General features: G+C 66.7%; 22 protein-coding genes. 4 read left to right on the top strand and 18 right to left on the bottom strand.

All coding sequences use genetic code 11. The annotated features are described in order from the left end of the window. Positions 1–34: 34 nt before the first annotated feature. The 6 genes from soxA to HNP73_RS13575 all read right to left on the bottom strand — a co-directional run bounded on the left by soxA (position 35) and on the right by HNP73_RS13575 (position 3,665). On the bottom strand, positions 35–892 hold the full coding sequence (gene soxA, locus HNP73_RS13600; RefSeq protein ID WP_184150292.1) for a sulfur oxidation c-type cytochrome SoxA: 858 nt from the start codon (positions 890–892) through the stop codon (positions 35–37). A 25-nt stretch (positions 893–917) separates the two neighbouring features. Continuing rightward, a complete protein-coding gene (soxZ, locus tag HNP73_RS13595; protein ID WP_184150290.1) occupies positions 918–1,247 on the bottom strand; it encodes a thiosulfate oxidation carrier complex protein SoxZ in 330 nt (109 codons plus the stop codon). Between the two features lie 19 nt (positions 1,248–1,266). Continuing rightward, positions 1,267–1,686: a thiosulfate oxidation carrier protein SoxY gene (soxY, locus tag HNP73_RS13590; RefSeq protein ID WP_184150287.1), complete on the bottom strand. Its 420-nt coding sequence runs from the start codon at positions 1,684–1,686 to the stop codon at positions 1,267–1,269. A 37-nt stretch (positions 1,687–1,723) separates the two neighbouring features. Further along, entirely contained in the window at positions 1,724–2,209 is a 486-nt protein-coding gene (gene soxX / locus HNP73_RS13585) for a sulfur oxidation c-type cytochrome SoxX (RefSeq protein ID WP_184150284.1), read from the bottom strand. Positions 2,210–2,322: 113 nt separating this feature from the next. Then, positions 2,323–2,910 carry a thioredoxin family protein gene (locus HNP73_RS13580; protein WP_184150281.1) on the bottom strand — a complete coding sequence of 196 codons (588 nt, stop codon included), beginning with the start codon at positions 2,908–2,910 and terminating at the stop codon, positions 2,323–2,325. Between the two features lie 14 nt (positions 2,911–2,924). Further along, positions 2,925–3,665, bottom strand: a complete 741-nt coding sequence (locus HNP73_RS13575) for a cytochrome c biogenesis CcdA family protein (protein WP_184150278.1) — start codon at positions 3,663–3,665, stop codon at positions 2,925–2,927. A gap of 86 nt (positions 3,666–3,751) precedes the next feature. Between HNP73_RS13575 and HNP73_RS13570 the strand changes: the two genes are divergently transcribed. From HNP73_RS13570 to HNP73_RS13560, 3 genes are all read left to right on the top strand, one after another. Next, complete coding sequence (locus HNP73_RS13570; RefSeq protein WP_184150275.1) at positions 3,752–4,126, top strand: thioredoxin domain-containing protein; 375 nt, start codon at positions 3,752–3,754, stop codon at positions 4,124–4,126. Between the two features lie 107 nt (positions 4,127–4,233). Then, positions 4,234–4,569, top strand: a complete 336-nt coding sequence (locus HNP73_RS13565) for an ArsR/SmtB family transcription factor (RefSeq protein ID WP_184150273.1) — start codon at positions 4,234–4,236, stop codon at positions 4,567–4,569. Positions 4,570–4,618: 49 nt separating this feature from the next. Beyond that, positions 4,619–5,677 (top strand): YeeE/YedE family protein, encoded by a 1,059-nt coding sequence (locus tag HNP73_RS13560; protein WP_184150271.1) that lies wholly within the window; start codon positions 4,619–4,621, stop codon positions 5,675–5,677. 140 nt (positions 5,678–5,817) lie between these two features. Here HNP73_RS13560 and HNP73_RS13555 read toward each other — a convergent pair whose 3' ends face one another. The 11 genes from HNP73_RS13555 to HNP73_RS13505 form a co-directional block, all read right to left on the bottom strand. Further along, positions 5,818–8,943, bottom strand: coding sequence for an efflux RND transporter permease subunit (locus HNP73_RS13555; protein WP_184150268.1), 3,126 nt, complete (start codon positions 8,941–8,943; stop codon positions 5,818–5,820). A gap of 42 nt (positions 8,944–8,985) precedes the next feature. After that, positions 8,986–10,488: an efflux RND transporter periplasmic adaptor subunit gene (locus HNP73_RS13550; RefSeq protein ID WP_221288501.1), complete on the bottom strand. Its 1,503-nt coding sequence runs from the start codon at positions 10,486–10,488 to the stop codon at positions 8,986–8,988. Between the two features lie 22 nt (positions 10,489–10,510). Further along, positions 10,511–11,416, bottom strand: coding sequence for an efflux RND transporter periplasmic adaptor subunit (locus tag HNP73_RS13545; RefSeq protein WP_184150262.1), 906 nt, complete (start codon positions 11,414–11,416; stop codon positions 10,511–10,513). After that, the gene (locus HNP73_RS13540; protein ID WP_184150259.1) at positions 11,413–12,096 is read right to left on the bottom strand and encodes a pentapeptide repeat-containing protein; all 684 of its coding nucleotides are present in this window, start codon (positions 12,094–12,096) and stop codon (positions 11,413–11,415) included. The genes HNP73_RS13545 and HNP73_RS13540 overlap by 4 nt, the downstream gene beginning before the upstream one ends. Continuing rightward, positions 12,059–12,475 carry a hypothetical protein gene (locus HNP73_RS13535; RefSeq protein ID WP_184150256.1) on the bottom strand — a complete coding sequence of 139 codons (417 nt, stop codon included), beginning with the start codon at positions 12,473–12,475 and terminating at the stop codon, positions 12,059–12,061. The genes HNP73_RS13540 and HNP73_RS13535 overlap by 38 nt, the downstream gene beginning before the upstream one ends. Before the next feature lie 123 nt (positions 12,476–12,598). Beyond that, a complete protein-coding gene (locus HNP73_RS13530; RefSeq protein ID WP_184150254.1) occupies positions 12,599–14,062 on the bottom strand; it encodes a hypothetical protein in 1,464 nt (487 codons plus the stop codon). 4 nt (positions 14,063–14,066) lie between these two features. After that, positions 14,067–14,666, bottom strand: a complete 600-nt coding sequence (locus tag HNP73_RS13525; RefSeq protein WP_184150251.1) for a TlpA family protein disulfide reductase — start codon at positions 14,664–14,666, stop codon at positions 14,067–14,069. Positions 14,667–15,548: 882 nt separating this feature from the next. Beyond that, complete coding sequence (locus tag HNP73_RS13520; protein ID WP_184150248.1) at positions 15,549–15,755, bottom strand: TOBE domain-containing protein; 207 nt, start codon at positions 15,753–15,755, stop codon at positions 15,549–15,551. A gap of 13 nt (positions 15,756–15,768) precedes the next feature. Next, entirely contained in the window at positions 15,769–16,539 is a 771-nt protein-coding gene (locus HNP73_RS13515) for an ABC transporter ATP-binding protein (protein WP_221288658.1), read from the bottom strand. Continuing rightward, on the bottom strand, positions 16,539–17,552 hold the full coding sequence (locus HNP73_RS13510; RefSeq protein WP_184150245.1) for an iron chelate uptake ABC transporter family permease subunit: 1,014 nt from the start codon (positions 17,550–17,552) through the stop codon (positions 16,539–16,541). Before HNP73_RS13510 ends, HNP73_RS13515 begins: the two co-directional genes overlap by 1 nt. Continuing rightward, positions 17,549–18,589 (bottom strand): iron ABC transporter substrate-binding protein, encoded by a 1,041-nt coding sequence (locus tag HNP73_RS13505; RefSeq protein ID WP_184150242.1) that lies wholly within the window; start codon positions 18,587–18,589, stop codon positions 17,549–17,551. Before HNP73_RS13505 ends, HNP73_RS13510 begins: the two co-directional genes overlap by 4 nt. Before the next feature lie 256 nt (positions 18,590–18,845). On the opposite strand from HNP73_RS13505, the gene HNP73_RS13500 reads away from it, so the two are divergent. Then, positions 18,846–20,303, top strand: coding sequence for an aldehyde dehydrogenase family protein (locus tag HNP73_RS13500; RefSeq protein WP_184150239.1), 1,458 nt, complete (start codon positions 18,846–18,848; stop codon positions 20,301–20,303). Between the two features lie 148 nt (positions 20,304–20,451). Here the strand turns inward: HNP73_RS13500 and HNP73_RS13495 are convergent, their stop codons facing one another. Beyond that, positions 20,452–21,984, bottom strand: a complete 1,533-nt coding sequence (locus HNP73_RS13495) for an ABC transporter substrate-binding protein (RefSeq protein WP_184150236.1) — start codon at positions 21,982–21,984, stop codon at positions 20,452–20,454. Positions 21,985–22,012: the final 28 nt, after the last annotated feature.

Below are 22,012 nucleotides of genomic sequence, written 5' to 3'. Positions count from 1 at the left end.
TCGCGGGGCGTTACGCTCCGCGAAGCTGCAGCATTCAGTGCCGGACGGAAGGCCCTTCGACCGAAAGTCCGTTCCCGCGGCTGGCAAGGTAGAGTTCGATCGCAACGAACTCGGGGCTGCCGACGGCGAAAGTCTCGGCGCGGGTGTCGCGGACGCAGCCCTTGAAGCGGTTGTGTACCGAGACCAGCCCGGCGTTCTGCAGCCGGTAGGCGGGGAAGCCGTTGATCTGACCCTGGCTCAGGTGGTCGGCGCGGATCATGTCGCCATAGTGGTCTTCATGGCAGTTGGCGCAGGACAGTTCGAGCTGCCCGAAACGCGTGTAGTAGAGTTCCTTGCCCTTCTCCCACGTCGGCGCCACGGGTCCGTCGATTGCGACGTTGACGGGCATCCCGCGGGAGACGGACGCGATCAGCGCCGACATGTTGACCATGCGCGCGCCGTCGTAGTCCCAGGGCTCCGCCTTCATGCGCTCGGTGACGCATTCGTTGACCTGCATCTCGACGGTCTGGACCTCTTTGTGCTCCTCATCCCACTTCGGGTAAGTGGCCCGGACGCCGCGCAGGACGTCGGGAGACTCGTGGCAGGTGGAACAGGACTGTCCCTCCGGACCGGCGGGGGCATTGAAGTCCGCAATTGCCTGCTCGACGTTCAGCATGCCTGGATTCTCGAAGTCATCCATCTGCAATGCCTGCGTCTCCTCAGTGCGGTAGAGCCAGCCCGACGTCACTTCACTGAAGTTCGGCACATGCTCCGGTGCCGGAGCACGGGTGATCATTTCGATCTCACCGTTGACCACAAGCTTGGGGTCTTCGTCAGCCGCGAGGGCGGCCGCCGCAAGCGAAAGCCCCGAAACGGTCGCCATGGCGATTGCACCGAGGAGTTGTCTCCGCATTATTCTTCCTCCCTGGCGTTGATGATCAAGCCACTGTGATCTCGACGTTCTCTTTGTAGACCGACCCGTCGTCGTCGTACCAGGTGAAGGCGAATGCGCCGCTCTCGGGCACCGTGGCCTGGAACTCGAAGTAGGGGTTCGTCGAAACCGCCGGCTCGATCGTGACGTCGATCACGTTGGTGCCGTTGAAATCAGCCGTGAAGCGGTTGATGATCGAACGCGGGACGAGGTTGCCGTCCTTGTCGCGCCGCTGACCGCTTTCCATCGTGTGACTGATCAGGCTCTTGATCGTGACGGCCTCACCGGCCTTGGCCGTTTTGGGGACGCGCACGCGGGGTGTGACGTTTTCAGCCATCGTATTATCTCCTGTTCCGTCAGCCGCCGCAGCCGCCGATCGTGACCTTCACTTCACTGCTGGTCTGCACGAACCGGCCGTCGGCCAGTTTCGCGATGGCGTGGACGTCCTGCGTGGTGGCGAGACGGATGCGGGTCGAGGCCCGCTGTTCCGCGGCCAGAGGGCCGAAATTGAACGTGACGACGCCCGGGCTCGGGTTGCCGCCGGCCAGCACGATGATCGACACCGCACCGGGCGCGTCGACCTCGATCGGGACGGTGTTGCCGTTCTCGGCGATTTCGGGGGCGGTCAGGGTGATGCCTTCGCTGCCGATCTCGGCGCCACCGGTGAAGGCGGCAACCGCCTCGTCGATCGCCGCGCGAGCCGCCTGCGGCAGCACCAAGGCAGCGGCCGTGGCGCCGAGCGCCATCAGGAGGGTCTGTCTGCGGGTGTAATCCATCGGGTTTCTCCGTGCGTCGTCCGTCATTGCGCGCGGGTTATTGCGCGCGGAGGGTCATGAGGTAGGCGACGACATCCTCGATCTGCTGGCCCGTGAGGAGCGGGGGCAGGGGTCCATCCGGCGCTTTGCCCGTGAAGGCGTTTCCGGGCCGGATGAAGCCCGTCGTCTTGTAGAAGGCCGGCATCATCGAATCCGGAAATGCCATCTTGGCGTTGGCCACGATGCCGCGAAGTTCGGCCTCGGACCACCGGTCGGCCACCCCGTCGAGCGAGGGGCCGACAGTCCCGAGAAACTGGGCGGACTCGAGGGCGGTGACCTGGTGACAGGCGATGCAGTTTCCCGATGCCTTCGTTGTCATCACCTCGGCACCCGCCTCCGGGTTACCGGGCTGACCCGTAAGCGACTCTTCGACGTTTCCGCGCTCGCCGAAGACGACTGCCTCGGGGGAAACTGCGTCACCCTCGGCGCGAACACCCGTCGCGGCAAGGAGTGTCACGGCGATCACTGCCAGGCTTGGTTTCATCTGAACTCCCTTGCTCGCGCTGTGGCCACGCTTGCGCACATGTTAGCCTCGAAGCTAATCACAACACAACAACATATTTTAGTTATTGAATGCGATTTACCCGCGGGGCGACGTCACTCCTGCTCCTGCCCCTCGATCTCGAGCATCCGGGCGTGGTACTTCTGGAAAGGTTCATCAGTGAGATACCCCTTCTCGTTCACCCAGGTGAGGAGATTGAGAAAGGTCTGCTTCCCGAAGGATCCGGGCATCGTGGCGATGGCGGCGTCAGGAGCGGTGACAGCCTCGGGAACCTCCTCCGGAAAGAACATCGTCGTGGGGGTGAAGAGCACGCCCCAGCGCTTGACCATGTCCTTCTCCGGGAGGGTGGTGCCGTCGAAGTCGGTGACGGGAACATCCCCGAACATATTGAGCTGAATGGCGAAATAGTGTTCTTTCAGATAGGCGTCGATGGCGGGCACGGGATACACTTCCTCGTGCATGCGGGTGCAGTAGATGCAGCCGCGCTGCTCGATCATCACCATCAGGCGCAGGCCTTCCGCGTTGGCCTCGGCAAGATCGTCGCGGAGATCCTTGAACGTCTCGCGCATCCAGGCCGCCTTGTGCAGGCCGTCGTCGCCCAGCACGGCCGCGTGAGGCACCTCCTGTGCCTCCGCCGCAGTCACGGCCAGGCAAAGGGAAAGAGCGGTCAGGACGTGCCTCATTTCAGCCTCCGGTATCAGCCGATCCGCATGAAGATCGGGAAATGGTCGATCATCCACTGACCAATGCGATTGAGCGAGTTCGTCGCGATCAGGACGCCGAACAGGACAAGGAACAGGCCCATGACCTTTTCGACAGCGCCCAGGTGGCGTCGAAACCGCGCCATGAACCTGAGGAACGGCCCGACGAACATCGCGGCGATGATGAACGGGAGCGTCATGCCGATGCCATAGACCAGCAGCAGGAACGCGCCGCGTGCTGCCGTCTCGGTGCCGGCGGCCGTGAAGAGGATCGCGGCGAGGACCGGTCCCACGCAGGGCGTCCAGCCGAAAGCGAATGCGAGGCCGACCACGTAGGCGCCACCGAGCGAAAGCTTGCGGACGTCGCCGGGCTCCGACCGCAGCTGGCGATAGAGGAGGGGAATCCGCACAACGCCGAGGAAGTGGAGTCCCATCACGATGATGATCGCCGCCGCGACCCACCGCAGAAGTCCGAACCACTGGCGCACGGCCTGCCCGAGCATCGACGCGGACGCGCCGAGCAGGACAAACACCGTCACGATTCCGGCGGCGAAGAACAGGGAGCCCAGGACTGCCCGCGTCCTGACACTGGCCGCGACGGGGGTTCCGCTTGCCGTCTCGTGCAGGCCGGAGCCGGCCAGGTACGACAGATAGAACGGCACCATCGGGAGAATGCACGGGGAAACGAACGAGAGCAGGCCGGCAAAGAGCGCCCCTGCGGCGCTGACATCGAACATCCCGGCTACCCTCTTTCATTCTGGCGAGATTCATACTTATATTCATATATTATGTAGTCAAGCCAGCTGTCGATCGGAGGCAGCCCATGAGATTCATTCGCATCCTCGCGATCTGCGGGGTGCTCCTGATGCCAGGCGCCGCCTGGGCACAGCTCTCCATGGTCATGGTCGAGCAGGAGGGGTGCGTGTGGTGTGCCCGGTGGAACACCGAGATTGCCGAGATCTGGCCGAAGACCAGGGAAGGACAGGCCGCCCCCCTGCGGCGCGTCGACCTGAACGCTCCGCTACCCGGCGATCTGGAATTCGACTCTCCGCCGCGAATTACTCCGACGTTTGTACTGATGGACGGTCCGGTCGAACTTGGGCGGATCGAGGGCTATGCCGGCGACCAGTTGTTCTGGATGATGATCACGGTGATCTTTGATCGCGTCGGCCCGCAACACCAATTGCCAATAGACTGATATGTGACAATTGGAAGTGCCCGACTTGAATGCATGCAGTTCTTTGTATATCTGGATGGATAGCTATTGCGGCGATTAGGGGGGTCCCCTCACTGGGGTTTATAACGATGGCGCTGCCACTTTTTGACGAGAAGCTGACTGACGCGGAACTCGACAAAATCGTCCAGAATGCGCAGAAGGCGTCAGATTTTCTGAAGGCACTCAGCCACGAAGGGCGGCTGGTGATACTTTGCCACCTCGCCAGCGGGGAGAAATCCGTCAACGAGCTCGAGCGGCTGCTCTCGGCCCGGCAGGCAGCGGTCAGCCAGCAGCTCGCGCGCCTGCGGCTCGAGGGTCTCGTCAAGACCCGCCGGGATGGCAAGACGATCTACTACAGCTTGACGGATGACCGGCCGCGGCAGATCATCGAAGTGGTCTACGAGCTATTCTGCCGCCCTGATTGACCCCGCAGGGACGACGGAGCAGCGCGGGGAACTCGCGTGGGAGGGGTCGATGGTCGATGTTGTTGGTGCCCCATCGCTGGCAGCGTTGATCGGCCTGCTCGGCGGCATCGTGCTTGGTCTTGCCGCGCGGCTCGGACGCTTCTGTACGCTCGGAGCGATCGAAGACCTGCTCTACTCCGGCAGCACTGTCCGCATCCGCATGTGGTTGCTCGCAATTGGCGCGGCGATCATCGTGACATTCGGCGCGATCTCCGCGGGGCTCCTTCGCGCGGAGGACACCTTCTACCTCGGTCAGGGCTGGAGCCTCTCGGGCTCCGTGTTCGGTGGTCTCCTCTTCGGGTATGGCATGGCGATTGCGGGCGGCTGCGGTTACGGGGCGCTCGCGCGACTCGGCGGTGGGGATATGCGCTCCTTTGTCATCGTCCTTGTCATGGGTCTCGCGGCCTACGCGACGCTTTCGGGGCCTTTTGCCGAATTGCGGCTGCTTCTCTTCGCCCGCGACCCGATGCCTGCCGTGCCGCCCGGCCTCGCCCATGCCGCGGCCCGGGCGACGGGGCTCTCGCCGGTCGTCTGGGGAGTCGGGGCAGGCGTCGCGTTCGTGCTGATCGCGCTCTGGCCCTGGCGGAAGCAGCGGATGGGGACCGGGTCCGCGGTTGCCGGCATTTCGGTCGGCTTGGCCATCGCGTCGGGCTGGATCGGGACGCAGTGGCTCGCCTACGAGAGCTTCGGTGCGGTCACCGTCGACTCCCACACCTTCTCGTCCCCGCTCGGCCAGACGATGCTCTACGTGATGACGTCGTCGGGGAGCAGTCTGAGCTTCGGTGTAGGCTCGGTCACCGGTGTTCTTGTCGGGGCCTTCCTCGGCAGCATTCGCAGGGGGCGCTTCCGCTGGGAGGCCTGCGAGGACCCGCGAGAACTGAGGCGTCAGATCATGGGCGCGGCGATGATGGGGTGTGGCGCGGTCGTTGCGGCTGGATGCAGCATCGGTCAGGGCATCTCCGCCATGTCCCTCCTGGCATTCAGCGCACCCGTCACGTTGGCGTCGATCTGCCTCGGAGCGGCGATTGGCCTCCGCCAGCTGATCGAAGGCCTGGCACCCGCCGAGTGATCATTCACGCAGTCAGGCCCGGGCTTCTGGCGCAATTTCCGTCACGAAGCATCGGCGCCGCCGCCATGGCGCCGCACGCCTGAGGAGGCGGGAGGCAGCATTCGTCGCGCGGGCCTTCCGTCGCGCGGCATCGGCGGAGGTCATGGTCCGACCGTCGATCTCACCGTCTGCGAAGAATTGTCCGGCGCCAGCCCGGCCACACGCTGCCTCAGCAGCACATAGAGCGGCGGAACCAGCAGCAGATTGAGCAGGAGCGAGCTCACCATTCCCCCGAACAGCACCAGTGCGACGGCGCGCTGATACTCCTTTCCGACCGGATCGCCGAGGAGCAGCGGCACCACGGCAAGCGCCGTCGTGAGTCCTGTCATCAGGATCGGCAGCAGTCGATCGGTCGCCCCCTGAAGGGCGATCCCGACGGTATCCCGCCCGCCCGCGGCTTCGAGGGTTTCGTATCGGGTGAGCAGCAGGATGCCATTGCGCGCCGCGACACCGGCAAGCGCGATCAGCCCGACCGTGGAGGCGATGTCGAGGCCCGCCCCGGCGAGGCGCAGGGCCACCGCACCTCCGACCAGCGCGAACGGCACATTGAGCGCGACCAGCGCGGCCATCCATCCCGAGCGGAAGGCGAGTGACAGCAGGAGCAGGATCCCGAGGAGGCTCAGCGTCCCGGACCAGAGGAGGTTCTTCGTCGCGCGCTGCTGACCGACGTAGTCGCCGCCGATATCGAGACGGTACCCGGGCGGCAGCTCCACCGCCGCCATGGCGCCGCGCGCCGCCGCGACCACACCGACGAGATCGCCGCCGGGCACATTCCACTGCACCACCGCGCGGCGCTGCCCTGCGTCGTGCGCGATCTGGTAACGGTCCTGCGCAGGCGCGAGGCTCGCGACGGCGCTCAAGGGCACGGTCGCGCCCGTGGCGCTGCGAAGCGGCAACTGCGAGATCGCGTCGAGATCCGCCCGTGCGGCCTCGGACGCCCGGACGATCAGGTCAAAGCTGCGATCGCCCTCGACGATCCGCGATACCGGCAGGCCGTTCAGCGCGGCGCCGACCTGTCGGACGATCTCCGTCGGCGTGAACCCGTAGAGCGCCGCGGCAGAGCGATCGACCCGGATGTCATGGCCGGGGATCGCCACCAGCGGCTCGGCCTGCAGGTCGGTGATGCCATGGATGCCGGACACTGACCGCAGCACCGCTCCCTGCAGCCGCTCCAGCTCGTTCAGATCCGAGCCGAAGATCCGCACGACGACCTGAGCGCTGATGCCTGACAGGATCTCCTGCATCCGGTGCGTGATGAACTGCGACACGTTCGACGCGACCCCGGGCAGGGCGGTCAGCTCGGTTCGAATGGCATCGAGAACCGCGCTTGCATCATGCAGGGACGGATCGAGCGTCACGTCGAACTCGGAGAAGTTGACCGGCTGCGCGTCTTCGTCGAGCCGCGAGCGTCCCGCGCGTTGGACCACGCTCTTCACGCCCGGCACCGCCGACACCATGCGGATCACTTCCCTGCCGATACGCATGGTCTCTTCGAGCGATGTTCCGGGCATGGTCGTCGTCGCGACGACGACGTTGCCTTCGCCTTGCTGCGGAAGAAACGCCCGGTGCGCGGTCGAAAGCAGCAGGACCGCCAGCAGGGTTCCGGCAATGCTGGCAAGAAGGGCGGTCCGGCCCATGCCGACGATCCGGGCAAGCAGATCGAGGTAGCGCGTGCGAAGCCAGAGGGCGGTGCGGCTCAGGCGCTCCTCCCGGGCGTCGCGGCGCAGGGTGAAGTAGCAGAGCACCGGCACGAGGGAGAGCGCGACCAGCAGCGAGCCCGCGACCGCCGCGATATAGGCAATTGCCATCGGCGCGAAGAGCCGCCCCTCGATCTCCGACAAGAAGAAGATCGGGACGAAGGCCAGCACCACGATCGCCGTGGCGAAGACGACCGAGTTGCGGATCTCCGATGAACCCTCAAAGACCGTCTCGAGCACGTTGATCTTGTGACCGGTGGCCCGCGCTTCGCGTTGGCGTCGCAGGATGTTCTCGACGTCGATGACCGCGTCGTCGACAACCTCGCCGATCGCAAAGATCAACCCGCCGAGGGTCAGGGCATTGATGCCGACCCCGAGCCCCCACAGGATCAGCGCTCCCACGGTGAGCGACGTGGGAATTGCGATGAGGCTGATGAGCGTCGGTCGCCAGTGACCGAGAAGCAGCAGCAGCACCAGTGCCACGACGGCGATCGATTCAATCAGCGCGCGCTGGAGGTTCGAGACCGATCGTTCGATCGACGTCGCCTGACGGAAGACATCAGGGATCATCTGGATGTGGTCGGGCAGGCTCTGCGCGAGGCGTGCGAGCGTCTCCTGAACCGCGTTCGAGGTGTCGAGCGTGTCCGCGCCCCAGAGCTTCGACACGGTACCGACAACGGCGTTGCCGTCGATCGTCTGGCCGTCGCCGCGCCTGATCTCCGGGCCTTCGGTGACCTCGGCGACATCGCCCAGCGTCAGCGGCACGCCGTTGCGCAGCACGATCAGCGTCTGCGCAATATCGGTCACGCTGCGCGCGCGCCCGTCCACCCGCAGGAAATACTCCTGATCGCGGGACGGCTGCATGAACGCGCCCGGCAGGATCAGGTTCGCTTCGCGCGCGGCGGTGATCACGTCGTCCATGGAGACGTCCGCCGTCCGCATCCGGATCGGATCGACGAGCACCTGATACTGTTTCACCCCTCCGCCGGTGGCGACCACCTCGGCAACCCCGGGCTGTGCAAGCAGGGCGTTGCGGAAGTCCCAGTCCACCAGGCTGCGCAACGCCAGCGGATCGGGCTCGGGCGACCAGTCGATCAGCGCGAACTTCTGCAGCCAGCTCACCGCCGACGTCATCGGCATCATCTGCGCCGGCATCGCACCGGCCGGCAGGAGCGGCGCGGCCCGTTGCAGGCGCTCCTGCGCGAGCATCCGCGCGTCATAGACGTCGATCGATGGCTCGAAGACCACGATGATCCGCGACAGGCCGACCGTGGAGAACGACCGCATGCGGGCGACGTGCGGCATTCCCTGCAGCGCGGACTCGAGGGGACGCGTGATCAGGGTCTCCACGTCTTCGGAGGGAAAGCCGGGCGCCTCGGTCTGGATCTGGATCTGCGGCGGGGCGAACTCGGGAAAGACGTCGAGCGGCATGCGCGGCACAAGTGCGACCGCCGCGAGCGCCAGAGCGATGTAGATCGCGATGACCGTCCAGCGATGGCGCAGGGATGCGCGGATGATCCAGTCGAACACTTGTCTCGTCCTCCGAGGTCTTCGGTGGCGGCCACCAGCCCGTCAGTGATGATGATGATCGCCCGCGGCCACCGCGCTTCCGCGCCGATACGCCCCTTCCAGCAGGGTCTTTCCCCGGAGGACGACTTCCTCGCCGGGCTCGATGCCTTCCGCCGCGCGAAGCCAGCCCGACGTGCGGTCGGCGACCTCGATTTCCCGGCGCTCATACCCGCCGTCCGTTGTCACATAGACGACGTCGGGGCCGAGCACCGCCTCGGCGGGAAGCCAGACGCCGCTTGACGGCTGGATGACGATTTCGACCGGCAAGGATTGTCCCAGGGCGAAATCGTGCCCGAGCCCTTTCAGGCTGACGAGAGCCCGCGCCTGCTGGGTCGTCGGGTCGATGTCCGGCACAACGATCCCGAGGGGCAGGGCGATCGCACCGCCGTCCGGGCCGCCGCGGGGAAGCAGCACGTGAACCTTGTCCCGCTCCGCCTCGACCGACGCGGGCACGGCTTCCTCGTCCGTCGCTGCCGGTGGGGCGGCGCTCTCCGCTCCGGTGTCGGCGGGGGCTCCTGCCTCCGCGGGTGGGTCATTGCGAGCCGAGGTGCCGTGCGGGGCCGGAGCTGATCCGCCGATCAGCGGAACCATATCGACAGGAGCGACTTCCCCGGTCGATCCGCCCGAGTCCGGCACCTGTCCGAGATCTCCCCATTCCGTCCCTGCGTCGGGCAATCCGGCTGGACCGGGGCGCGCGCCATCGGGCGCGGCAAAATTCTGGTCCGCCATCTCCGCCGGTGGCGTCACCGCGTTGACTGAAAGCTCCGGGGGGCGCTGCAGCCGTGCCTCCGGGCCGCCGAGAGGCACGGCTGCATAGGCGGTCACCTCGAGCGTCAGGGGCGCATCGGCGCGCAGGATCCGCGCCACCGCCCGGCCAAGCACGATGAAGTTCTGCATGGTCCGGTCGCCGGCATCGATCATGTCCCCCGGCCGTACCAGAACCTCCGTGACGATGCCGGCGTCCGGGGCAACGAGGTTCAGCCGCTCGACCGGTCTGCCGCTCTCGATCAGCGCGTCGATCTGTCCTTCCGTCATGCCCCACCAGCGGAGGTTGTCACGCGCGCCTTCGAGATAGTTCGGAAGGTTGCCCTCGCCCCGCAGGATCTCGAGCCGTTCCTCGTTCGCCAGAAGCCCCAGATAGCTGCGCTGCGTAAAGATGAAGTCGGGGCTCGTGACGGACGCAATCGGGTCGCCCTTCGCGACAATGCTGCCCGGCAGGACGAACACTTCGGCCACCTGTCCGCTGATCGCCGCGTTCACGTCGGTGATCGCAACCGGGTCCGAGATGACCCGCCCGATCGCCGGAATCCGGCGTTGTGGCGCCTCGGACCCCACCGGTCGCGTCAGGATGAAGCGCGAGCTTGCGGCCGGAACCTCCACCCGCGCGGCGCGCTGCACTGCCGCGGATTCCTCGGTGGCTGTATCGGCCGCGGCCGCACTGACGACGAGGGCGGCGATGGCAAGCGCCGCGCCGAGACGCATGCCGCTGATACCGAAGCGCCTCACCGTCCGGGCGTTCCTGATCACCTCAGTACTCGCGGACAACGTGCTGCTCGGCCGCATCGGGCGGCAGCAGCGTCACCATCTGGCCGGGCCGGAGAGCGCGGGCGATCTGCTCGCCCGGGGTCAGCCGGACCGTTCGCGCCCAGGGTGTCGCCGGGTCGACGAGCGGCAGGACGGCGTCGACGACCGCAGCGGCCGCCTCGGCAGTCTCGGCGCCGGGCAGCGAAACCGAAAGCGTGTCTCCCGGTCGCAAAGCTTCGGCGATCCCGATCGGAACGCTCGCCTCGATGAGCAGCGCCCCGGGATCGGCCACCTGAAACACCGATGATCCGCTCGCGGTGAACAGCCCGGCCCTGGTGCCCGCGTTGACGATGCGGTCGCCGCCGATGTTCACTTGCGTGATGTAGCCGTCGATCGGCGCGAAGATCGTGACCTCGTCGACCGGTGTCCGGGTGCGCTCGATCGTGACAACGTCGTCTTCGGAGAGCCCGCGCCAGCGCAGGTTCATCCGTCCTTCGATGAGTTTCTCCTCGCCGGTCATGGATATCGCCATCATGACGTCCCTGGCGCGATAGGTTTCGATGTAGGTCGTCTGCAATGTGTCGAGCTCGGCGCTCGTGAAGCGCGCAAGCGGCTCACCAGCGCTGACCCGCGTTCCCGGCGGGCCGCTCAGCACCGCCGTGATCCTTGCATTGACGCGCATCGTCACGTTCACCACGCGACGGGGGTCGACCATGACGCGGGCGGGGTAACCGGGCACTGACGCGGGGCCCTCGACGACGTGATCGTGCACGCCGGCGCCACCGCCAAACGAGGAGGCGTCCGAATGCGCCCGCGCCGCCGCCGGAGCGCAGAGCGCCGCCATCCCGGCCAGAAGGGCGGCCGCGCAAAGCTCAGCAGGCCGGCCGCGCGTGAGCGGGCGCCGCGTCATGGATCGGTTCCCCCGGCAGACGCCGCCCAGCAGGGACCGGGTTCACGATCAGGGCAGACCGTCTGCTGATCCGTCACCGTGCCTTCCGTCACGGCCTGATCGAAGTCCGACGCGTTCAGGTCGGCGCCGCGCAGGTCCGCGCCGCTCAGGTCGGCGAAGAACAGCGCGGACGAATAGAGATCCGCCCCGGCCATGCGCGCCTCCCGGAAGGAGGCGCCCTCGAAATCCGAGGTCGGCGCCTGCGCGCCCGTCAGGTTCGCGCCGTCGAAGATGGCCCCCGGCGAATGCACCATGACCATGATCGCGCCCGAGAGATCGGCACCGGTCAGATCCGCCTCGGCCAGCATCACACCCCCCAGCGTCGTGCCCACGAGACTCGCGCCGGTGAGATCCGCGCCGCTCAGATTCGAGTTGATCATGCTGGTCCCGTCGAGCCGTGCGCCCGAGAGATTGGCGCGGGAGAGATCGACATGCATCAAGGTGACCTGCGTCAGGTCATCTCCCGACAGATCGCACTCCACGCAGGCGTGTGTGCTCTTGAGCCGCTCGATTTCGGCCGCGCCAGCGTGCGCTGTGCCGGCAATGCAGATCAGCGCGGCCGACAGGATGCCGCGGCCGGTGTCATGGGGAAGCCTGCCCACGTCAATGCCCGTGGGCAGCAGGCTCGCCCGCGGCCGCATGCTCGCCCGGAATGATGACGCGCGCCTCAAGAGGCATTCCATCCGACAGGACCGTGTGAAACGAGACGCGCGCACCTTCGACCGGTGCAATGCGGGGGTCCTCGGCCTGCATCATGTGATCACCGGTCGGTTCGAGAACCAGATCGAGCCTTTCCGCGCCAGTCACGAATGACGCGTGCCCAACCAGATTGCCGGAGGCAATGGGTTCGCCGCCATGGTCGGTGAGCCAGACAATCAGCTTTCCCGCGTCGATGCCGAATTCGACATGACCCGCGTCGCCGGCCGTCACGAGACCGCCGTTGGGACCGGCAGGTGGATGGGCGGGGTCGAAATCGTGCGCGGCGACGGCGGACGCCGAAACCGCGACGAATGCGACCACGGCAACAGCTGCCCGCAAGCAAGATGCAATCACTCGCGCCTGAACCATTTCGGCACCTCGACAGAAGCGTTCAAAGGGGGGGGGAAGGCGCCACGGCAGTGTGCCGCGGCGCCGGTATCGCCGTCAGACCGATGTGCTTCGGGAGGACTTCAGTCCCTCCCAGCTCTCGGGCACGACCACATGGTCATGGTGCCCCGCCGGGCTCGGCAAGCGGGCCACGATTTCGTCGGTGTCCGCGTCGATGACGACGAGACCCGCCTGACCGGACTGGTTCCCGGAATAGACCGTGGTGATGTACTTGCCGTCTACCGTGCAGTCGCAGGTGTGCGGATCTGGCCCGGTATCCCAGCGGGTAACGACCTCCCACGTCTTCGGATCGACCTTGCAGATGAAGCCGTTGTTGGGCTTGCGCGCCCAGATCGTGAAGAACACCCACCGTGAGTCAGGGACGTTGCCCATGTGCAGGGGAAGGTACTTCGTCCCGAAGCCTTCGACGAAGGCCTCCTTCTTCCATTTCATCGGGTCCGGATCCTCGGAGCGATAGACCGCGACGTTGTTCTGCAGCACGTTGTTGCAGGCGAGGAAGAACTCGCCCGAGGTGATGAACCCCGCCTCGTGGAGTGGCGTCAGCACCGACGGGATCGAATAGGTCCACGTGGTCCCCGACTGACGCACGAGGTCGAAGTGATCGGGCGAGCCCTTCGCCGTCGAGAGCAGCGCCAGCGGCTCCCAGGTTTCGGTGTTGACGATGACGCAGCAGCCGTGGCGGCGGATCAGGATCGCGCCGAGGGGCAACGTCGGGTGCCAGGTGAACGCGTCGACGAACACCGCCGTCGGATCGGCGGGCATCAGCTCTTCCCCGAGCATGGCCTCATGGCTCGTCTTCATTCCCTTGCGCCCTTCGAAGTCGAAACGACCTGTCGAGGCATCGGGGAAGATGTGCTGGATATTGAGCTCCCGGGCGTTGGGATCGTAGTCAGCCCGGAAGGCCTTCACGATCTTCGGATCGTCGTCGATCGTCGTGATCAGGACCATGTCCTTTTGCCCGTCGGCAAAGGCCACGTACTTTTCCGCGTTGACCCCGACCCCGATCGACACGTGAACGCCAAGCGCCATGCCGGTTGCAGCGGATATGTCACTGACGACGCTGATGGAGTTCTGCGTACCCGTCCCGTCGTAGCGCATCTTGAACATCTTGAAGTCGCCGCGGTCGCGCCATTCGGGCGAGTTCTCGTTGACGTAGGGCGCCCCCGGCGGCTGCATCGTCTGGTAGAAATCGAACGACTTGTACGGGTCGGCCGACGGCATCGCGGCGATGTGGTGGGGAATCGGCATGTCGATCCCGGCGCGGCCGTAGTTGTACCAGGCCAACGTCTCAGGCGCGCTGAGATCGAGCGCCGAGACCGTCCCTGAGTACTTTCCGGGCAACAGGATGACGTTGCCATGAAACTGCTTGAAGAGCGCGTGCGTGCCCTCGCTGGTGGCGTCGTGAACGGCGGCCAGCGCGGCGCCGATCCCGCCGGACCCGAGCGCCAGCCCTGCGCCGGTCGCCAGCGCCCCACGCAGGTAGTTCCGTCTCGTCAGCATGGATTTATTCCTCGACTTTCTCGAAATCGGCTGGCGTCCACTCGCGGGTCCCCACGAACGTCCTTTCAACCTTCCCATCGGCAGAGATCAGATAGCTGGTGGGCAGCCCGCGGAAGCCGAGGCGGTTCGACAGGCCATCGGGCGCGTAGACGTTGTTGGGCGCCACATACATCGGCGTGGTGAGCCCTCCCTCGGTCTTGACGATGCCGACCGTGCGGACAGTCTCGGCAAGTTGCGTCTGGGCACCTCCGAACAACGCGTTGCCCACCAGGTCCGAGTTCGCGAAGATGACGTTCAGTTCGGGTGCCGCCCCGACCGTGGACTCGATCGCCTTCAGTTCCGCAACCGATGCCGGAGCCGCGGTGATGAAGAACGTCAGGAGGGTGCGCTTTCCCTGCGCAAGCTTTCCGAATGTCGTCTCGTTGCTCTCAGCGTCGTAAAGCACGACGTCGCCCGGGAATGTGTCCCCGGGTTGCAGTCCGTCGGGAAAGACTTCACCCCCGACCTGATCGGCGGTCGGGAACCCGCCGTCGTCCGCGCAGATGGCACTGCTCGGCACCGCGACTGCGGCCACCAGTACGGCGAACAGCGACAGACTGCCCATTCCGATGAGCCTCATTGACGTCCCTCCTCCACGTTGACAGCACGTTGTAATCCTTCCCTTGTCGGGTTCGGCGACTTGCGGTTTACCGGCGCGCCATTCCGGTTTTGCGCCCTGGCACTACTGCGACAGCTTCAATACATCCCGTGTTCTTGTGCTACGTGCCCGATGAGCCTGTCCCACAGTATCGTGCTTCCATTTAAACGCAACAAAAAATTCGCAAACATGAATATCGCATCGTTTGAACCGGATTTGTGTGGATAATATCAAGCTCAGGGCTGATTGATCATATGGGATACGAATTAGTCAGAGATGACTTACTTGATGCGATGGTGTGATCCGGCTTCCGGAGGTCTCGTCAACCAGAAGGGAGAGCTGGGGCGATCATCAAGTAGTCAACTTGCAACGGAATAGCTGCGTCGGTCGCGAAGCGACGGACTCCCGGAAGATCGGCTATGGGAGGACTGAGAGCCGCAACCATTCGGAGAGTGCCGTGTTCAGGCAGCGTCAGCTCCTTCATGGACCGTCGCCGGGATATCGGCGAGGCCGACCCGGTGCTGTCGCGCTGATCCGTCGCGCTGATCCGGCGCGTCGCCGCCGGGTGGCGGGTACCGCCGCCCGCTTCAAGCGCTCAGACGGCCAACTCTCCGTGGGGTTGCGCTCGCGGAGAGGCTTCCCTCGGGATTGTTAGGGGCGGCGCACCGCATCGCTGCGGGAGATGTTTGAAGGGGGAGATGGACGCCCACAGGCGTCTCTGAAAGCGGAAGCGTCCGAGCCCGTGTCCAACGAGCGGCGTCCCGAGATGGCCGGCTGGCAGCAGCCGGCCATCTGTCGGGTCGGGATCAATCACCCGTCCCGGAGTTCCTGCAGCCGGTCAGGCCGAAGTCAGTCGACGCCGACCATGACGTCGGAAGCCTTGATCACCGCGTAGGCGGTCTTGCCGACCTCGAGGCCGAGCTCGTCGACGGACGTGTTGGTGATGGCGGCGGTGACGACCGTGCCGCCGACGTCGATCTTCACATGGCTCGTCGTGGCGCCCTTGGTCACCTCGACGATCTTTCCCTTCAGGCTGTTGCGTGCACTGATCCGCATCGGGACTCTCCGTTTACTCAAGTGTTGGAATACAGACCCGACGGCCGGCGGGCTCGAGCCAGGCGACCGTCACATCTACTCCGTAGAGAGCCCGGAGCGCCTCGGGCTTCAAGGTGGCAGTTGGTCTCCCCAAGCTGACGATCTCGCCCCGGCGCATCAGCGCAACGCGGCTGGCGCAGGCGAAAGCCTGCCCCGGATCGTGGGTGGAGAGCACCACCGCGATGCCCCGCGCGCCGAGGGCGCGGACCTGGGCGATGACGCGCGCCTGATTGCCGAAGTCGAGGCTCGCGGTCGGCTCGTCCATCACCACGAGGCCGGGCTCCTGGGCGAGGGCGCGGGCGATCAGGGTCATCTGGCGCTCTCCGCCGCTTACTTCCGAGAACCGCCGCTCGGCGAGGTGCGCGATGCCGATGGTGGCGAGGGCGGCGCGGGCGGCGGCGTGATCGGCGGGGCCGGGTGCCGCGAAGGTGGCGATCCGGCTCGCCCGCCCCATCAGCACCACGTCGGCGACGCTGAACGGAAAGGTCGGCGCGCCGGCCTGCGGCACATAGGCGATGCGGCGGGCGAATTCGGCGCGGGAGAAGGCTGCCACCGGCTTGCCGTCGAGCTCGACCCGGCCGGCGTGTGGCGGCAGCAGACCGAGGAGGGTGCGAAAGAGCGTGGTCTTGCCGCAGCCGTTCGGCCCGAGCAGGCAGAAGACCTCGCCCGGCGCGATGGCGAGGTTGACGCCGCCGCCGACGCGGACTCCGCGGTAGCCGAACGCGAGATCGACCGCGGTGAGCATCAGCGCCACGCCTGTCGCGCCGCGATGAGCAGCCAGAGGAAGAACGGCGCGCCGATCGCTGCGGTCAGGATGCCGAGCGGCACCTCGGTCGCGGCGAGGCAGCGGGCGAGGGTGTCGACGGCGACGAGGTAGCCGCCCCCGAGCATCAGCGCCACGGGCAGCAGCCGGGCGAAGTCGGGGCCCGCGAGACTGCGGGCGACGTGCGGCACGAGCAGACCGATCCAGCCGACGATGCCCGAGATCGAGACGGCGGCGGCGGTCAGGAGCGTCGCGGCGGCGATCAGCACGAGCCGCAGGCGGGTGGTCTCGACACCGAGGGCGCGGGCTTCCTCGTCGTCGAGGGTGAGGAGGTTCATCCGCCAGCGCAGGAGCACCATGGGAACAAGGCCGAGCACGATCGCCGGCACGATCGACAGGACATCACCGCGGGTGGTGCTGGCCAGGCTGCCGAGCAGCCAGAAGGTGATGGCCGGAAGCTGGTCGTAGGGGTCGGCGAGCACCTTCACGAGCGAGACGCAGGCCCCGAGCAGCGCGCCGATCGCGACACCCGCGAGCACCAGCACCAGCACCGGATCGCGGCCCCGCGCGGCGGTCCCCACAGCGGCGACGATGGCCACGGCGCCGAGACCGCCGGCGAAGGCGAGACCCTGAATCGCGACGACCGGAAGCGAAAGGAAGATGCCGGTGACAGCCCCGACGCTCGCGCCCGCCGACACCCCGAGGATGTCGGGGGAGACGAGGGGGTTGCGAAAGAGCCCCTGAAACACCGCGCCGGACCCGGCGAGAGCGGCGCCGACCAGAAGCCCGGCGGCGACGCGCGGCAGGCGCACCTGCCAGACCACGGTCGCCGCAGTCTCCGGGACGTCGGCGGCCTCGCCGCCGAGCTTGGCCGCGATGATCCGGAGAACATCGCCCGGGCCGACCGGATAGCGCCCGACGACGAGCGAGACGAGCAGCACCGCCGCGAGAAGCGCGAGCGGGATCACCCACGCCCGGAATGCCGCCCGGCTCACGGCTCCGCGGTCGCCCCTTCGAGCAGCGTTGCCACCTGCTCGTCGGTCAGTTCGATGTGATAGAACAGCCGGTAGAAGTCGCGCATCGATGCGGCGAGATCCACAGGAGCCGCGCCCGGATAGAGGATGCTCGTCAGCCAGTCGACGCCGATCACCCGGTTGATCCCCGGCGGCGTGTCGAACCAGCCGAAGGGCAGATCCGGCGCGAGATAGACGCGACCCTCGCGCACGGCGGCGACGTCGGCCCAGACCGGATCACGCGCTACCGCCGTCCGGAAGGCGGGGTCGGCGGCGATGATGATGTCGGGGTTCCAGGCGAGCACCTGCTCCACCGAGACGTTGGCGAGACTGCCCGGCCCGGCCGCATCTGCGACGTTGGTCGCTCCGACCGCGTCGAGCACCTCCATGTTGATCGAGCCCGCGAGCCCGGTCTCGAGGCCGTCCGGGCCGCGCCCGTAGTAGACACGCGGCCGGTCGCTCTCGGGGATCGCGGCGATACGGGTCTCCAGCCGCGACATCGCGGTCTCGGCATAGACCGCCTGCTTCTCGGCGGTCTCCGGCACGCCGAGGAGCGCGCCGACCTCGCGAAGCGTGGTCGGGGTTCGTCCGAAACTGCCATCGACCAGCACATAGGGAATGCCGGTCTGCTCCTGCACCCGGTCAGCGAGCGAGGCATAGGTCGCATCGACCGAGCCCACGTCGAGGATCAGGTCGGGCTTCAGCGCGAGGACCATCTCGATGTTCGCGGTATTGCCCTTGCCGGTCAGGCGGCCAGTCGTCGGCAGGTCGCGGTAGGGCGCCGCGAGAAACGGCTTCTGCGCCGGAGTGGGCTCGCGCGCCCAGCCGATCATCTTGTCCGGCGCGAGGGCATAGAGCAGCACCGAGGCCGGCGGCCCGGCCGCGAGGACCCGCTGCGGCGCGTCCGGGACCTCGACACTCCGCCCGGTGGAGTCGACCACGGTTCTCGTCTGGGCGAAGGACGCAGGACCGAGCGCGAGGGCCAGCGCAATCGCTGTCAGGAACGTTCGTCTCAGCATGTCCGTCTCCCGTCGGGGCAGAACTCTCTTTGCCTTGCTATGTCCAGTGAGATACATCGGTCAAGCAATCTTGCCCGTTCGCATGCCGGCTCGCACCCGCCTTGAGTGCGGCCGTCAGGGGCAGGGCGGGAAAGCCTTCGGGTCGCTCCGTCCGTCCCTTGCGAACGCCGGCCGCCTCGGCCAAGAACAACCTGATGGTGCCTCGTCGCGGCGGACTCGCGGCCGGGCGCGCCCCATCTGAGCACTGGAGCCCCACATGATCGAGAAGCGCGCATTCTACATCGACGGCGAATGGGTCGCCCCCGCTACGCCGCGTGATTGTCTGGTGTTCGACCCCGCGACCGAGGAGCCCTGCGCGGTGATCTCGCTCGGTGATGCGGCCGACACCGAAGCCGCCGTCGCCGCCGCGAGCCGGGCCTTCCCGGGCTGGGCCGCGACCCCGCCGGCCGAGCGCAAGCGCCTCGTCACCGGCATCCTCGCCCAGTACGAGAAGCGGGCCGAGGAGATGGCGCAGGCGATCAGCCTCGAGATGGGCGCCCCGATCGACCTCGCCCGCAACGCGCAGGCGCCCTGCCTGCCGTGGCACTTCAAGGGTTTCCTTCAGGCGTTCGACGAAATCGAATGGATCCGGCCGCTCCGCGCCGACACCCCGAACGACCGCATCGCCGTCGAGCCGATCGGCGTCGTCGGGCTGATCACGCCGTGGAACTGGCCGATGAACCAGGTCACGCTGAAGGTGATCCCGGCGCTGCTCGCGGGCTGCACCTGTGTGCTGAAGCCGTCGGAGGAAGCGCCGCTCTCCTCGCTGCTCTTCGCCGAGTTCGTCCATGACGCGGGCCTGCCGAAGGGCGTCTTCAACCTCGTCAACGGCGATGGCGCGGGCGTCGGCAGCCAGCTTTCGTCCCACCCGGACGTGGAGATGATCTCGTTCACCGGATCGACCCGCGCCGGCCGTGCGATCTCGCGCAATGCGGCGGACAGCCTGAAGCGCGTGACGCTGGAGCTCGGCGGCAAGGGCGCGAACCTCGTCTTCGCCGACGCCGGCGAGCGCGCGGTGATCCGCGGCGTCAAGCACATGTTCAACAACTCCGGCCAGTCCTGCAACGCGCCGTCGCGGATGCTGGTGGAGCGGCCGTTCTACGATCGCGCCGTCGAGATCGCCCGGGACGTGGCCGAGGCCACGCGCGTCGGCTCACCGCGCGAGTCGGGGGGACATATCGGTCCGGTGGTGAACGAGCGCCAGTGGAACCAGATCCAGGGCTACATCCAGAAGGGGATCGACGAAGGCGCGCGCCTCGTTGCCGGCGGCCTCGGCCGTCCGGAGAACCTCAACCGCGGCTTCTACGTCCGCCCGACGGTGTTCGCCGATGTGGTGCCGGGAATGACGATCGAGCGCGAGGAAATCTTCGGCCCGGTGCTCTCGATGATGCCCTTCGACAGCGAGGACGAGGCGGTCGCGATCGCCAACGACACCGCCTACGGTCTCACCAACTACGTCCAGAGCGAGGACGGCGCACGCCGCAACCGCCTCTCCCGTCGCCTGCGCGCCGGAATGATCGAGATGAACGGCCAGGGGCGCTCGCTCGGCGCGCCGTTCGGCGGCGTGAAAGCCTCGGGCCGGGCGCGCGAAGGCGGCGTCTGGGGGATCGAGGAGTTCACCGAGGTGAAGGCGATCTCGGGCTGGTCGCCGGAGTCCGACGTCGCGGCCGAGTGAGAAGCGAGAAGGGCCTGACCGGTTATCCGGTCAGGCCCCAGCCGAGCGGTGGCATCGGGCGGGTGGCCCGTACCACCCGCCCGGTGAGGAAGATCGCGGGCCAGACCGGTTTTCCGGCCTGGCCCGCCCGACGCAGAGGACCTGCGGGTCAGTCCTCGACCTTGGTGTTCTCGAGGCTGTAGCCCGACTGGAAGGTCAGGAAGCCTGGAAGGTTGGTGAAGCCGGTTACGCCCTCGCGCACGGCGTAGTCCTGCTGCCGCCACATGAAATAGACGATCGGTGAGAGCTCCAAGGCCCGGTCGACGAACTGGTCGTAGACCTCGGCCCGCGCCACCGGATCGACCGTCGCCCGGCCCTTGTCGAGGAGCCCGTTGATCTCGGGATCATCGAAGTAGGGCGAGTTGTTGGTCCGCACCAGCTTGTCGCCGCCGTAGTAGTAGTTGGTGAGCCAGTCGGGATCGGCGATCTCGCCGAGCGAGCCCAGCACAGCGAAGTCGTAGTCGGCGTTGCCGGCCTTTGACATGCGCGTTGCCCAGTCCGGCAGGTCGAGCGTCAGCCTGATGCCGATCTTGGCGAGCTCCGACTGTACCGCGACGGCAGTGTTCTGGTGGAACGAGTACTGCGACGACGCGAGCAGTCGCGCCTCGAAGCCGTCCGGATACCCGGCCTTGGCCATCAGCTCCCTGGCCTTCTCGATGTCATGGGAGAAGTAGTCCTTCTTCGCCTCCGAGTAGCCCATGTAGCCCTCGGGGATGGCGAGACCCCAGATCGGCGCGCCGATGCCGTTGAACGCGGTGTTGATGATGGCGCTGCGGTCGACGGCGTAGGCGATCGCCTGCCGCACCTCGGGCTTCGAGAATGGCTCGAACTTCGTGTTGAACTGCAGGCCCATGAACGGCCCGTAGGTGCTGATGAGCTCGGTCCCCGGCCCGGCCTTCAGCGCCTCGGCGTCCTTGGCGGGTACGTAGTCGATGATGTCAACATCGCCGGATTTCAGCGCGTTCACCCGGGTGTTCTCGTCGCCGTAGAAGACGAAATGGATCTCGTCGAGGGCGGGCTTGCCCTCCTTGTAGTAGTCATCAAACTTCTCGAGCACGATTTCCTGCCCGCGCGTCCACTCGCCGAAGGTGAACGGACCGGCACCGATCGGGGTGGCGGTCGGGTTGTCCTTGTTCTCGGCGAGCCAGGCGGCGGGGACGATGACCGACTCGGGTAGCGCGAGATAGCCGATGAGCGCGACGGAAGGCGTCGACAGCTTCAGGACGACCGTCTTGTCGTCGGGCGTCTCGACCGCGTCGATAATCGAGAGCTCGTTGCGAAAGGCCGCCTTGCCGTTCGGATCGAGGATGTGCTCGAACGTCGCCTTCACGTCGGCGGCGGTGACCGGCGATCCGTCGTGGAACTTCGCGTCGCGCAGGTGGAACGTGTAGGTCCTGGCGTCCTCGCTGATCTCGTAGCTTTCGGCGAGTTCCGGCGAGATCTTCCCGTCTATGCCGTAGTTCACGAGGCCGCGGTGGATGGCGAGCTTGACCGTGCGGGCGGCGGTGCCGGGCTGGACCACGGTGTCGAGGCTCGACGGCTCGGCCGAAAGGCCGAACCAGAGCGAGCCCTCGGCGATGGCGGACGTGGACATCAGGGCGAGGAGCCCCGTGGCCAGACCGAGTTTCCGCACGATGTTCATTTGGGGTCCCCTCCTTGTCGGGATCGTT

The sequence above is a fragment of the Amaricoccus macauensis genome (genome assembly GCF_014201905.1).
GTDB classification, from domain to species: Bacteria; Pseudomonadota; Alphaproteobacteria; order Rhodobacterales; family Rhodobacteraceae; genus Amaricoccus; species Amaricoccus macauensis.
The sequence above is the reverse complement of the archived record's forward strand: the minus strand, read 5'-3'. Positions and strand labels throughout refer to the sequence as shown.